Genomic DNA, 12,360 nt, shown 5'->3' on the forward strand with positions numbered 1-12,360 from the left:
GCCATGGAGGAGCAAGTCTCGAAAACCGAGTTCCGCAATGCGATGGCCAGGGTCTGCGCGCCCGTCAACGTCATCACCACCAACGGACCTGCTGGGCGCGGCGGGTTCACCGCCACCGCCATGTGCAGCGTCACCGACGAACCGCCGACACTGCTGGTTTGCATGAACGGTCGCTCGGCTCAGTGCGGCGTCTTTCTCGAAAACCATCGCTTTTGTGTCAACGTCCTCGCGGATGACCACCAGGAACTCGCCGGCTATTTCGCCGGCCGCCAGGCGGATATGGCGGCACGCTATGCCGCGGCGGAATGGGTCGACATGCCGTCGGGAAGCCAGGCGCTGGCCGGCGCCATGGTCTCCTTCGACTGCCGGCTCACCGAGGCGCGCCTGGTCGGCACGCATCATATCTTCATCGGCCAGGTCATCGGCATTCGCTCGCGGGCGGATGGCAATGCGCTGCTCTATTTCGACCGCAATTACATCAACGTGCCGACACAGGTGGGCAGTTTCGGAGGCTAGAACACGAGGCCGAGGAGTGCGAGCGGTAATGCGTCCTACGCTGTACTATCTATCGCAGCGTGACATTCAATGTCGAGGGAGCACGGAATTCCCAGCCGCGAAACTGCACCGGGCCATCATCACGGAGCGAGATCTCCGGCGAATGGTCGATCAGATAGCGGAGCGCCGAGGTGATCTGCTGCCGGGCAAACCAGCGTCCTGCACAGAAATGATGGCCGAAGCCGAAGGCCGCATGACTTCCTTCGTTGCGGTGAATGTCGAAGCGTCCTGGGTCCGTGAACCGGCTTTCGCAATGCGAGGCCGAGGCGAGCACGGCGGCGACCGGCTGGTTGGCGGGGATCGTCACGCCGCCGATTTCGACGGGCTGCGTCGTCTGCCGCGTTTGTGAGCCGATTGGCGTCACCCAGCGCAAGCCTTCGTCGACGGCCCGCGGCAGAAGCGCATCGGGATTGCCCTTCACTTCTGAGAACTGATCCTGGTTCTGCAGCAGGCCAGCCATGATCGAACCCGCTCCGTGGCCAGGCTCCTGCATGCCGCCGAGCAGCAGGACTTTGAGTGTCGGCAGCACGAAATCTATGGTGCGGGTCTCGCCCTCCGGCATGCCGTCATGCAGCATATGCGACAAAGCGGAATCATCCGGTTCTTCGATGAGCTTCTGCATCACGGGCGTCACGATCCCGGTGATTTCGGCGCTGATCGCATCGGCGACGGCCTGCCGATCCGGATCGCATTCGAAATTGATCGCCCCCTGCGCTAAGCCGAAGAACCAGCGCCTGAGCGTTTCGAGATCGACATGGCCGAGCCCAAGTGAACGGGTGAGGCTGAGGATCGAGATGGGTTCGAAATAGTCCGACATCAGATCGCCGCCGCCACTGGCCCGCAAACGGTCATGGCATTCACGGGCGATCGGCAGGACCAGATCGTCCATATAGGCGGCAACACGCTTCGGATGATATTTCGGATCGACACCGCTGCGTAGATTCTTATGCACCGGACCGTCAGCGGTCAGGATGGTGGGTTTGCCCCAGGTCCGGTCGAGTGGCGAGCTTTCGACGGCGGCAGTAAAGATTTCCGGCGTCTTCGACAGGTATTCGACATCCTTGAAACGCGTTACGAACCAGAGATTGACGGCGGGGATATAGGCGACCGGCATCTCCCGCCGCAATTGGGCATAGATCGGATAAGGGTCGGCTTCGAGATCCTCGACGGTGATGGTTTCGGCGAAAGTCATGGGCAGCCTCCTCCTGCTGGCCAGATTCCTGTTTCAGAGCTGAATCCACGCGGTTTTCAGATCGATATATTTGTCCAGCGCATGCAGCGATTTATCGTGGCCGTTGCCCGATTGCTTGACGCCGCCGAGCGGCACGCTGTTGTCGGCGCCGCCATAGGTGTTGACGTGCACGACGCCGGCGCGGATGCCGCGCACCATCCGGTGGGCGCGTGACAGGTTCGAGGTCCAGACGGCAGACGCCAGGCCGTATTCCGTGGCGTTGGCGATCTGCAAGGCTTCCACCTCCGTCTCGAACGGAATGATCGACAGGATCGGCCCGAAGACCTCCTCGCGGGCAAGCGTCATCGATGGCGTCACATCGAAGACCGCCGGTCGCATGTAATAGCCGCCGGTCTCCTCCAGGATGCGGGCGCCGCCGGTGCGCAGCAGAGCGCCTTCCGACACGGCCTGGGCGACGTGACCAAGGTCTTTCTGCAGCTGGATCTCGCTCGAGATCGCACCGGCTTCGGTGGAGAGCTGCAAGGGATCTCCGACCTTCATGACCGCGGCGATGCCGGCGACCTTTTCCGAAAACTCCCGATGGATCGATTTTTCCACAAGCAGGCGGGAACCGGCGACACAGACCTGACCGGAGTTGCGGAAGATGCCGTAGGCCGAGATCTTGGCGGCCTGATCGAGATCCGGCGCATCGGCAAAGACGATGTTCGGGGATTTGCCGCCGAGTTCGAGATAGACGCGCTTCAGGTTGGAGCGCGCCGAATATTCCAGCAGTCGGCGGCCGACCGGACCGGAACCGGTAAAGGCGAGCACATCGATATCCATGTGCAGTCCGAGGGCTTCGCCGCTGACGGCGCCGCGCCCGGTGACGACGTTGAGCACGCCATCCGGCAATCCCGCCTCGGTGCAAAGTTCGGCGAGCCGCAGCAGCGCCAGCGACGCGCCCTCGGCCGGTTTCAGCACCACGGAATTGCCGGCCGCTAGTGCCGGCGCAATCTTCCAGGCGCCGATCATCATCGGGAAATTCCACGGCACGATGGCGGCAACGACGCCCACCGGCTCGCGATGAATAAGGCCGAGAATATTATCGGCCGTCGGAGCGATCTCGCCATAGACCTTGTCGATCGCCTCGGCATAATAGCGGAAGGTGCCGGCGGCACTGCTCGGCTCGGCCTTCAGCGCCATGGAGATTTCCGTGCCGTTGTCGCGCACGCCGAGCACCGCGAGTTCGAGCGCGTTCTTCTCGATCAGCTCGGCGATCTTCAGCAGCACCTTCTTGCGCTCGGCCGGTGCCGCCCGCGACCAGCTGCCTTTTTCGAAGGCGCGCCGCGCCGCCTTGACCGCCTGGTCGACATCTTCGGCGCCGGCATCGGCGATCGTCGTCAGCCTCACCCCGTCGATCGGCGAGATGACATCCATCGCGGTGCCGCTTATCGCGGGGCGCCAGGCTCCGTCGATGAACAGCGATTGGGAGGGAACGGGCAATGTTCGCAACTGATCGATCTTGTCCTGCATCTCATGCTCTCACGAAAAAGGGTGGCGGATATATGATCCGCCACCGTTGATAGGGTTCGCGTCAGGCTTCCTGCCCGGCGCCCAGCCGAGCAAAACCGATGGCATCCGCCGACTTCAAACGAACTGCTGCAAGCAATCCGATGATCCCGGCAATCAGCACGAGACCCGGCAGGAACACCGCGAGCACACCGTTGGCGCCGGCGATCGCGCCGAAATTCACCGAGATGTAATAGACCAGCGCCAGGAGGATCAGGCCGGTGACGACAGGCAGCACCTTGACGGCCAGCACATTACGCTCAAGCCCCGGATTGCGGCTGAAGAAGACGACAATCGAGAAGGCGGTGAAGGCCATTAGCAGAATGATGGCCAGCGTGGCGACATTGGTGAGCCAGGAGAAGAGCGCCAGCACCGGATCCTGCCCCGTCGCTGCAAAGAGCGCGATCACGAGCACGGCAATGACGGTCTGGATGATCGAGCCGACATGCGGGCTCTGGAAGACCGGGTGCGTGACGCCGACGGACTTCGGCAGCAGGCCCTCGCGGCCGGCGACATACATGTAGCGGGCAACGCCATTGTGGAAGGCAAGGACGCCGGCAAACAGGCTGGTGATGAAGAGCACGCTCATCACCACGGTGATCCAGTGGCCGACATAACGCTCGGCAAGGCCGAAGAGGAAGGTCGTGGGATCGGCGAGGCCCTGCAGTTCAGGCACGAGCTTGTCGGCGCCGGCGCCATTTACCATCAGCCATGATGTCAGCATGTAGAAGAGACCGATGATCAGTACGGAAATATAAGTCGCGCGCGGCACGGTCTTGTGCGGTTCACGGGCTTCCTCGCTGTAGATGGTGGTCGCCTCGAAGCCGATGAAGGCGGCGAAGCAGAACAGGATGCCGATCGCCGGCGTTCCACTCCAGAAAGCGGTGGGCGTGAAGGGTGCGGCAGAGAGGCCGCTGTCGCCACCCTTGGCGAAGATCGCAGCGTCGATGACGAGGACGACGAGATATTCGAGAATGACGAGAACCATCAGCACTTTGGCCGAAAGATCGACCCGCCGGTAGCCGAACACGGCGACGAAGGCGATGCCGATATAGCTCCAAACCCACCAGGGAAGGTCGAGGCCGAGCTGCTCGGCAAAAAAGCCCCTGGTCGCCGCGCCGAAGAGGCCGAGAACGCCGACCTGCATGGCGTTATAGGCGAGGATCGCGATCAGCGCCGCCGCCCCGCCCATCAGGCCGCCGAGGCCCTGGGCGGTATAGGCATAGAAGGCGCCGGCATTGCGGATATGGCGCGCCATGGCGACATAACCGACGGCAAACAGCAGGAGAATTCCGGTCACCAGCAGGAAGGTCAGCGGAATGCCCGCTCCGTTGCCGAGCATCATCGACAGCGGCACGCCGCCGGCAACCGCCGTCAGCGGTGCGGCGGCCGACACCACCAGGAAGGTCACGGCGCCGACGCCGAGACTGTTTTTGCGCAGCTGGTTCTCAGCCGGGCTTTGCGAATTTTGCGTATTCATCTGCCTTCGTTCCCCTTGTTTAAGAACATCCGATCATCGCTGCGATATGCGCAAGCGACCTCCACCAGAACCGGACTGACAAACGGTGTTTTTGGCTTTTGTTGATTTTGCCGCCGTCAGCGCTTACGGTTCATTATTTGAACCTCAGCTTCAAATATAGACTTGCAAACATTACCGGCCTCTGTCAAGTTAATTCGCATGTTAAGTATCTTGGGTCGCTGCCATCGTGCCGCGGTACAGGGTTTGCGGGCTGATTTGGCGGATGGCGTAAAGCCGGATGCGACAAGCCGGGACATGAACCCACCCCAAGAGGACGAACGATGAGCACGATCGGAAAGGCGCTTTCATTGCTGGATACCCTGTCACGGCTGGACAAGGAGGTGGGTCTGACGGACATCGCCCGCCTGTGTTCGCTCGACAAGGCGACGGCACGACGCTTTCTGGTGGAACTGGAAAAACACGGTTTCGTCGAGCAGGACCCCGATAGCCGCCGCTACCGGATCGGCTCGGCGCCGGTTCGGCTCGCCCGCATCCGCGAGGCCCGCTATCCGTTTCTGCGGGTCGCCGTGCCCTTCATCAAGACGCTCGCCGAATCCTCGGCGGAGACGGTGCATCTTTCCGAGTTCTCAGGCGGCAGGCTGTCGACCATTCATGTGGAAGATCCGCCGCGGGCGCATCGCATCATCGTCGATGTCGGCAGCATCCTGCCCTTTCACGCCACCGCCTCCGGGCTTGCCTTCCTCGCCTTCTGCCCGCCCAAGCAGATCGACGCGGCGCTGCAAAAGCCGCTCGAAAAATTCACCGACCATACCGTCGTCGATCCCAAACTGATCCGCGGGCTGCTCGACGAGACGGCCGCGCGCGGCTTTTCGATCAGCCATCAGGGTCTCGAAGCCGGCGTCATCAGTGCTGCAGCGCCCGTGCGCGCACCGGATGGACGGCCGGTCGGCTGCGTTGCGATCGCCGCCCCGCTTTCGCGCACCACGAAGACGGCCATTCACGAATTCGGCGCGCAGGCCATCACCGCCGCCAATGGAATTTCAGAAAAATACTACGGGTCGGAAAGGCTCATGGGAACCAGTCCAAACATCAGGAGGAGAGATTGATGAGCCCTGCGGCTCCCCTGCCAAGGATACTCGTCATCGGAACCGGTGACACCAAATGCGACGAACTGCAGTTCATGGCGTCCGTCATCGCGGAAGCCGGTGGCCGGCCTGTTATGGTCGATGTCAGCATTCTCGGCGATCCGCCCTATGTTCCCGATTATTCCAAGCACGACATCGCCAAGGCCGCCGCCACCTCGATTGCGGCCATTACAGAAAGCGGCGATGAAAACAGCGCCATGGCGGCGATGGCTGAGGGTGCGGCGGCGCTGACCCTCCGGCTCTACAAGGACGGGCTCGTCGACGGCATCATCGTTCTCGGCGGCTCGATGGGCACGGATCTGGCCCTCGATGTCGCCGCCGTCCTACCGCTAGGCGTGCCGAAATTCGTGGTCTCGACGATCGCCTATTCCCACCTGATCCCGCCCGAACGCATCGCGCCTGACCTGATGATGATCCTGTGGGCCGGCGGCCTCTACGGCCTCAACAGCATCTGCCGTTCGGTGCTGTCGCAGGCCTGCGGCGCCGTCGTCGGCGCTGCCCGGCACGGAACCAAACCCGATCGCACCCGTCCGCTGATCGGCATGACCTCGCTCGGCTCCTCCTGCCTGAAATACATGAAGCATCTGCGGCCCGAACTGGAAAAGCGCGGCTATGATGTCGCCGTTTTCCACTCCACCGGCATGGGCGGCCGCGCCTTCGAAGCCATCGCCGCGCAGTCGGGCTTTGCCGCCGTCTTCGACTTCTGCATCCAGGAGGTCAGCAATCACCATTACGGCACGGTGGTAACCTCGGGACCGGACAGGCTCGAAAATGCCGGGCGCGCCGGCATTCCCCAGATCGTGGCTCCCGGCGCCGTCGACATGGTCGATCTCCAGGCTTGGCAGACGCTGCCTGATATTTTTGCCGACCGCCCCTATCATGCCCATAACCGGCTGATAGGGTCGGTGACGACCTCGCCGGAAGGCCGGCGGGAAGTGGCTCGGCTGATTGGACAAAAGCTGGCGCGGGCCGATGCCAAGGTCGCCTTTCTGCTGCCGACCGAAGGGCTGCAGGAATGGGACAAGCCGGACGAGCCGCTGCACGATCCGGAAGGTCTCGCCGCCTTCCTCGACGAGATGCGTCGCACCGTGCCGTCTTCCGTCACTTTTCAGGAAGTCGATGCCCACATCAATTCTCCCTCCTTTTCCGGCGCAGCCCTTGCCGTTTTCGACGGCTGGGTGGCCGAGGGCATCATCCCGGAAGGACGGCCATGACAAGAGAACGCGCCCTCATCCTCGATTTCGGCGGTGTGGTCACCCGCACCCTGTTCGAAACGCATGAGATCACCGAGCGCACGCTCGGCCTTCCCCAAGGCTCGCTCACCTGGCTTGGGCCGTTCGATACCGCGACCGACCCGCTCTGGGTGGCGATGCAGAACCGCGAGATCACCGAACGCGACTACTGGCTGACGCGCGCCGGAGAAATCGGCCAGATGGTCGGCGAGAGCTGGACGGACATGCAGACATTCGTGCGCCGCGCCCGCGGCGCCGAACCCGAGCTGGTGCTGCGCCCGGAGGCCCGCGACGCCATCCTGCGGGCCAAGGACGCGGGACTGAAGCTCGCGATCCTGTCGAACGAACTCGACCTTTTCTACGGAGCCGAATTCCGCAAGCGCTTCCCGCTGATCGAGCTCTTCGACGTCATCGTCGACGCCACCTACACCAAGATCCTCAAGCCCGATCCGCGCGCCTACGAACAGGTGCTGTCCGAACTCGGCCTGCCGCGCGAAGCCTGCGTTTTCGTCGACGACCAGAAGAAGAACATTGAAGGCGCCGAAGCCGCCGGATTGCCGCATGTGCATTTCGACGTCACCCGCCCTGCCGAAAGCTATGCCCGCGCCCTTGCGATGCTGGGCCTCTGAACCCGAGAGGAATAGAGATGCGTGAAACCAATTTCATAATCGAAAACAACGCCCGCCACATGTGGCACCCGATGGCTCATCCGGCCGAAATGCAGGCCCAGCCGCCGCGCATCATCACTGCGGGCGAAGGCGTCGAAATCGTCGACATTCAGGGAAAGAAGGTGCTCGATGCGGTCGGCGGCCTGTGGAACGTCAATCTTGGCTATTCCTGCGAGCCGGTGAAGAAGGCGATCCGCGACCAGCTCGACGAGTTGCCCTACTATTCGACATTCCGCGGCACGACGAACTCACCGCTGATCGAGCTGTCCTACGAGCTTGCCGAATGGTTCCAGCCGGATGGATTGAGCCGCTCCTTTTTTACCTCTGGCGGCTCGGATTCGGTCGAGACCTGCCTGCGGCTTGCCCGGCAATATCACAAGATCAACGGGCAGCCGGAACGCACCAAATTCGTCGCGCTGAAGAAGGGTTATCACGGCACGCATTTCGGCGGCGCCTCCGTCAACGGAAATCAGAATTTCCGCCGCAGCTACGAGCCGCTGCTTCCCGGTGTCATCCATCTGCCGGCACCGTTCTCCTATCGCAATCCGTTCGGCACCAGCGACGGGGCGGAGATCGCCGCCGCCATCGGCCGGCTCTTCGAGGACGAGATCGCCTTCCAGGGCGCTGATACCATCGCCGCGCTGATCGTCGAACCGGTGCTCGGCGCCGGCGGCGTCATCGTTCCCCATGAGACCTTCCTGCCGCTGATGCGCGAGATCTGTGACCGTCACGGCATCCTGCTGATCGCGGACGAGGTCATCACCGCTTTCGGCCGGACCGGCGCCTGGACGGGATCGCGCCTCTGGGGCGTCAAGCCGGATCTGATGTCGACCGCCAAGGCGATCACCAACGGCTATTTCCCCTTCGGCGCGGTCATGATCGCCGACAAGGTGGCGGAGGTCTTCGAAGGCAGCAAGGGCGCATTCGGCAGCATCGGCCACGGCTATACCTATTCCGGCCATCCGGCCGGCGCGGCTGCAGCCCTCGCGACGCTTAAGGAAACAAAGCGGCTGAACGTCGCCGACGATGCTGCGGCTCGCGGCGAAGAACTGATTGCCGGCCTGAGGAAGCTGCAGGATAAACATGAGCTGATCGGCGACGTGCGCGGCAAGGGCCTGATGTGCGCGCTCGAACTCGTCAGCGATCGGAAGAGGAAAAGCGCGGCATCGAAGGACATCCTGCAGAAAGTGCAGGATGTCGCCTATGATGCCGGCGCGCTCGTGCGCACTTCCGGCGCCAACGTCATCATGTCGCCGCCGCTGGTCATCACGGCGGGGGATGTGCAGACGATCCTGACGGCGCTCGACGCCGGCCTAACCGCGGCGGGAGCCTGATCATGTCCGACAACGCAGCCCTTATCGCGCGCCGCGAGCGGCTTCTCGGCCACAACATGTCGCTCTTCTATGACGAGCCGGTCCATCTGGTGCGCGGCGAAGGCGTCTGGCTCTGGGATGCCGACGGCCGGCGATATCTCGATTGCTACAACAATGTGCCGCACGTCGGCCATTGCCATCCGCGCGTAGTCGAGGCGATCACCCGGCAGGCGTCGACGCTGAACACGCATACGCGGTATCTGCATGAAGGCATTCTCGACTACGTCGATCGCCTGACCGCAACCTTCGACAGGAGCCTTAACGCGGCGATCCTCACCTGCACCGGCAGCGAAGCAAACGACGTGGCATTGCGCATGGCCCAGGCCGTTACCGGCAAGACCGGCGTCATCGCCACAAACCATACCTATCACGGCAACACGGCCGCCGTGTCGCAGCTCTCGACCCGCATGCCGCCGGTCGGCGGCTTCGATGGCCATGTCAGGCACGTGCCGGCGCCCGACAGCTACCGCCCGCTCGGCGGCCAAGGCGGCGAGGCTTTTGCCGTGGCCTTCGCGGCCGAAGTCGAGGCGGCGATCGCCTCGCTGCAGGAAAGCCCGCATGGTTTTTCCGCACTGATCATCGATCCCTTCTTTGCCAATGAAGGCTTTCCGGATTTGCCGCAGGGCTTTCTGGACAAGACGGTGGCTTCAGTGCGCAAGGCCGGCGGCCTCGTCATCACCGACGAGGTGCAGCCCGGTTTCGGCCGCACCGGCTCTGATATGTGGGGCCACCAGCGCGCCGGCATCGTTCCCGATATCGTGACGCTCGGCAAGCCGATGGCGAACGGTCATCCTGTCGGCGGCGTCGTTGCCAACGCCGATGTGCTGAACGCCTTCCGCAAGGCGTTCCGCTATTTCAATACGTTCGGCGGCAATCCGGTCTCCTGCGCCGCCGCCATGGCGGTCCTCGACGTCATCGAGGATGAGAAGCTTGTCGAGAACGCCCGCGATGTCGGCGAATATACGCGCGACGCCTTCAAGCGGCTTGCGCAAAAACATGCGATCATCGGCGACGTGCGCGGCAGCGGCCTCTTCATGGGTATGGAATTCGTGCTGGACCGGGCGACGAAGGAACCGGCCACCGCCGAGGCAAACCGGATCGTCAACGAAATGCGCGAACGCGGCGTGCTAATGGGCAAGATCGGCCTCCATCAATGCGCCACCAAGATCCGGCCGCCGATGCCCTTCTCCCGGGAGAATGCCGATCTGATGTTGTCGGTCTTCGACGACGTGCTGTCGGGCCTGTGAGCGGCTCGATGGGCGAAAACGAATTCGCATGGCCAATGGATGCCCTTTCCGCGAGGGCGAAGGAGGCGCTTCGGCATTGGGGCCTGGCCGACCAGGCACCGACGCTGCTGAAATTCCGAGAGAATGCGGTGTTTCGGATTCGCCTGGCGGATGGCGAACCGGCGGCCCTTCGTCTCCATCGGCCCGGATACCATGACGATCGCACCCTTGTCTCGGAGCTGCAGTGGGTGGCGGCGCTCGAAGCGGGCGGGCTTCGGGTTCCTGCACCAATCCCGACCTTGGACGGCCGCCATCTGGTGACCTTGCCGGCCAGCTCGGCGTTTGCAGTTCAGCATGCCGATATCGTGAGCTGGATGAGCGGCGAAGAATTGGGCCGGTCCGGCGTGCCCCTTCATCATTCGACCGATCGCATCGAGGCCATTTTCAGCCGATTGGGCGAAGCCATGGCTGAGCTTCACACCATATCCGACCGGTGGACACCGCCTGCATCCTTCACCCGCCCGGCGTGGGACTTTGATGGCCTGCTCGGCGAGAGCCCGTTCTGGGGCCGGTTCTGGGACTGCCGGGGATTGACACCCGCAACCGCAGGGCAGCTCGGGGATCTCAGGTCTCTTCTCGGCGAGAAACTCAGATTGGCCGAACGGTCCGGGCTCGACTACGGGCTCATTCACGCCGATCTGGTGCGTGAAAACGTGCTCCTCGGCGCAGACGGCGTCGAGTTCATCGATTTCGACGACGCGGGCTATGGCTGGCGCATGTTCGACATTGCCACCGCGCTTCTCAGAAACCGGCGCGAACCCTGCTACGACCTGATCCGGGACGCGCTCATTGCCGGCTACTGCAAACGGCGGCCTCTATCGGATTCAACCCTTAAGACGCTGCCGCTCTTTCTGCTCTTGCGAAGCCTCACCTATATCGGCTGGGTCGGCGCGCGCCCGGATATGCCGGACGCGGAAGAGCGCCTGCGCCGCTACGTCGAGGAAGCGATGGAACTTGCTGCGCCCATTCGCTAGCGCTTTCCCGATTTCTCTAGGTTCCGCACCCATAACCAGTAGGCGACGGTCGCCGCGATTTGGTTCGAATTGCTCGTCCGATAGCCAAAACAGGTCGCGGTTCATGCCCGGATCTTCCCGGACAGGAGGGACATTCCTCGCTGATCATAAAGCAAATTTATGGGCTGGACCCTAATCAGACAGGGCTGGTTGCGTTCGCTTACTTCACAATGCGATAGGCGATATGCCGAGCGAGCGGCGTGTCGAGCACGCTGGTGGGCTCAAGTTTGATCTGATTGGGCAGCATGTCGAACAGGCGAGTCCCAGCGCCAAAGAGCACCGGCACGATATGCAACTCAATCTCGTCGACAAGCCCGCCGGTCAATGCTTGGCGAAAGACGTCGGCTCCGCCCATGAGGCTCACATCCTTGCCTCTGGCCGCCAACTTCGCCTGCTTCACCGCGTCGGGAATTGTCCCAGTCGCGTGATAGATTCCAGTGCTGTGCGAGGCGAGTAACGGCCGGTGGGTGACGACGAAAAGCGGCAGCTTTAACGGCCCCGTCGGCCCATTTTCGTCCCAGTATGGGATCGAGTCGTCATAGCATTTGCGCCCGCAGATCACGCTGCCAACATTGCTGGTGAGGCGCTGCACATACGCATCACCCTCTGCACCGCCGTTGAAGAACCATTCGTGAAGAAATTCGCCGTTCTTGCCGAGCGGTTCCTCCCTGGTCTGGCTTCCTGCGGTAATGAAGCCGTCGAGCGACATGCTGATATTGAAAGCGACCTTGGTCATTTGCGTTCTCCGTGACCGATCGATTGAGGTTACGCCTTCATGACGAATGAGTGTCGGTCAAACCTACATCTGGGGCAACGAATAACTCGTCGCGGCCTCTTGAAGCGTCCGAACTCCTCGGCCATTCTCCTG

At 62.6% G+C, this 12,360-nt stretch carries 11 protein-coding genes; 7 read left to right on the plus strand and 4 right to left on the minus strand.

What is annotated here, in order from left to right; genetic code table 11:
* Positions 1–3: 3 nt before the first annotated feature.
* Positions 4–516 carry a flavin reductase gene (locus CO657_RS33835; RefSeq protein WP_054183506.1) on the plus strand — a complete coding sequence of 171 codons (513 nt, stop codon included), beginning with the start codon at positions 4–6 and terminating at the stop codon, positions 514–516.
* A gap of 49 nt (positions 517–565) precedes the next feature.
* On the opposite strand, the gene CO657_RS33840 is transcribed toward CO657_RS33835, so the two are convergent.
* The 3 genes from CO657_RS33840 to CO657_RS33850 all read right to left on the minus strand — a co-directional run bounded on the left by CO657_RS33840 (position 566) and on the right by CO657_RS33850 (position 4,775).
* Positions 566–1,747, minus strand: coding sequence for a cytochrome P450 (locus CO657_RS33840; RefSeq protein WP_054183507.1), 1,182 nt, complete (start codon positions 1,745–1,747; stop codon positions 566–568).
* 33 nt (positions 1,748–1,780) lie between these two features.
* On the minus strand, positions 1,781–3,259 hold the full coding sequence (locus tag CO657_RS33845) for an aldehyde dehydrogenase (RefSeq protein ID WP_054183508.1): 1,479 nt from the start codon (positions 3,257–3,259) through the stop codon (positions 1,781–1,783).
* Positions 3,260–3,320: 61 nt separating this feature from the next.
* Positions 3,321–4,775 carry an APC family permease gene (locus CO657_RS33850; protein WP_054183509.1) on the minus strand — a complete coding sequence of 485 codons (1,455 nt, stop codon included), beginning with the start codon at positions 4,773–4,775 and terminating at the stop codon, positions 3,321–3,323.
* Between the two features lie 320 nt (positions 4,776–5,095).
* Here CO657_RS33850 and CO657_RS33855 point away from each other — a divergent pair, with 320 nt between their 5' ends.
* From CO657_RS33855 to CO657_RS33880, 6 genes are read left to right on the plus strand one after another with little or no spacing between them, the layout of a single operon-like run.
* On the plus strand, positions 5,096–5,881 hold the full coding sequence (locus tag CO657_RS33855; RefSeq protein WP_054183510.1) for an IclR family transcriptional regulator: 786 nt from the start codon (positions 5,096–5,098) through the stop codon (positions 5,879–5,881).
* Positions 5,881–7,134 (plus strand): Tm-1-like ATP-binding domain-containing protein, encoded by a 1,254-nt coding sequence (locus tag CO657_RS33860; protein ID WP_054183511.1) that lies wholly within the window; start codon positions 5,881–5,883, stop codon positions 7,132–7,134. Before CO657_RS33855 ends, CO657_RS33860 begins: the two co-directional genes overlap by 1 nt.
* Positions 7,131–7,781 (plus strand): HAD family hydrolase, encoded by a 651-nt coding sequence (locus CO657_RS33865; protein WP_054183512.1) that lies wholly within the window; start codon positions 7,131–7,133, stop codon positions 7,779–7,781. The genes CO657_RS33860 and CO657_RS33865 overlap by 4 nt, the downstream gene beginning before the upstream one ends.
* A 17-nt stretch (positions 7,782–7,798) precedes the next feature.
* A complete protein-coding gene (locus CO657_RS33870) occupies positions 7,799–9,154 on the plus strand; it encodes an aspartate aminotransferase family protein (protein WP_054183513.1) in 1,356 nt (451 codons plus the stop codon).
* 2 nt (positions 9,155–9,156) lie between these two features.
* On the plus strand, positions 9,157–10,440 hold the full coding sequence (locus CO657_RS33875; RefSeq protein WP_054183514.1) for an aspartate aminotransferase family protein: 1,284 nt from the start codon (positions 9,157–9,159) through the stop codon (positions 10,438–10,440).
* An 8-nt stretch (positions 10,441–10,448) separates the two neighbouring features.
* Positions 10,449–11,453: a phosphotransferase enzyme family protein gene (locus CO657_RS33880; RefSeq protein WP_054183515.1), complete on the plus strand. Its 1,005-nt coding sequence runs from the start codon at positions 10,449–10,451 to the stop codon at positions 11,451–11,453.
* Between the two features lie 199 nt (positions 11,454–11,652).
* Here the strand turns inward: CO657_RS33880 and CO657_RS33885 are convergent, their stop codons facing one another.
* The gene (locus CO657_RS33885; protein WP_054183516.1) at positions 11,653–12,228 is read right to left on the minus strand and encodes a dihydrofolate reductase family protein; all 576 of its coding nucleotides are present in this window, start codon (positions 12,226–12,228) and stop codon (positions 11,653–11,655) included.
* Positions 12,229–12,360: the final 132 nt, after the last annotated feature.

This window comes from Rhizobium acidisoli (genome assembly GCF_002531755.2).
Lineage (GTDB): Bacteria > Pseudomonadota > Alphaproteobacteria > Rhizobiales > Rhizobiaceae > Rhizobium > Rhizobium acidisoli.

What these genes read in the sequence shown, in the direction of transcription:
- CO657_RS33885 (WP_054183516.1), bottom strand. Translation starts at nt 12,228, where the DNA reads ATGACCAAGGTCGCTTTCAATATCAGCATGTCGCTCGACGGCTTCATT.
- CO657_RS33860 (WP_054183511.1), top strand. Translation starts at nt 5,881, where the DNA reads ATGAGCCCTGCGGCTCCCCTGCCAAGGATACTCGTCATCGGAACCGGT.
- CO657_RS33865 (WP_054183512.1), top strand. Translation starts at nt 7,131, where the DNA reads ATGACAAGAGAACGCGCCCTCATCCTCGATTTCGGCGGTGTGGTCACC.
- CO657_RS33835 (WP_054183506.1), top strand. Translation starts at nt 4, where the DNA reads ATGGAGGAGCAAGTCTCGAAAACCGAGTTCCGCAATGCGATGGCCAGG.
- CO657_RS33870 (WP_054183513.1), top strand. Translation starts at nt 7,799, where the DNA reads ATGCGTGAAACCAATTTCATAATCGAAAACAACGCCCGCCACATGTGG.
- CO657_RS33850 (WP_054183509.1), bottom strand. Translation starts at nt 4,775, where the DNA reads ATGAATACGCAAAATTCGCAAAGCCCGGCTGAGAACCAGCTGCGCAAA.
- CO657_RS33855 (WP_054183510.1), top strand. Translation starts at nt 5,096, where the DNA reads ATGAGCACGATCGGAAAGGCGCTTTCATTGCTGGATACCCTGTCACGG.
- CO657_RS33880 (WP_054183515.1), top strand. Translation starts at nt 10,449, where the DNA reads ATGGGCGAAAACGAATTCGCATGGCCAATGGATGCCCTTTCCGCGAGG.
- CO657_RS33875 (WP_054183514.1), top strand. Translation starts at nt 9,157, where the DNA reads ATGTCCGACAACGCAGCCCTTATCGCGCGCCGCGAGCGGCTTCTCGGC.
- CO657_RS33840 (WP_054183507.1), bottom strand. Translation starts at nt 1,747, where the DNA reads ATGACTTTCGCCGAAACCATCACCGTCGAGGATCTCGAAGCCGACCCT.
- CO657_RS33845 (WP_054183508.1), bottom strand. Translation starts at nt 3,259, where the DNA reads ATGCAGGACAAGATCGATCAGTTGCGAACATTGCCCGTTCCCTCCCAA.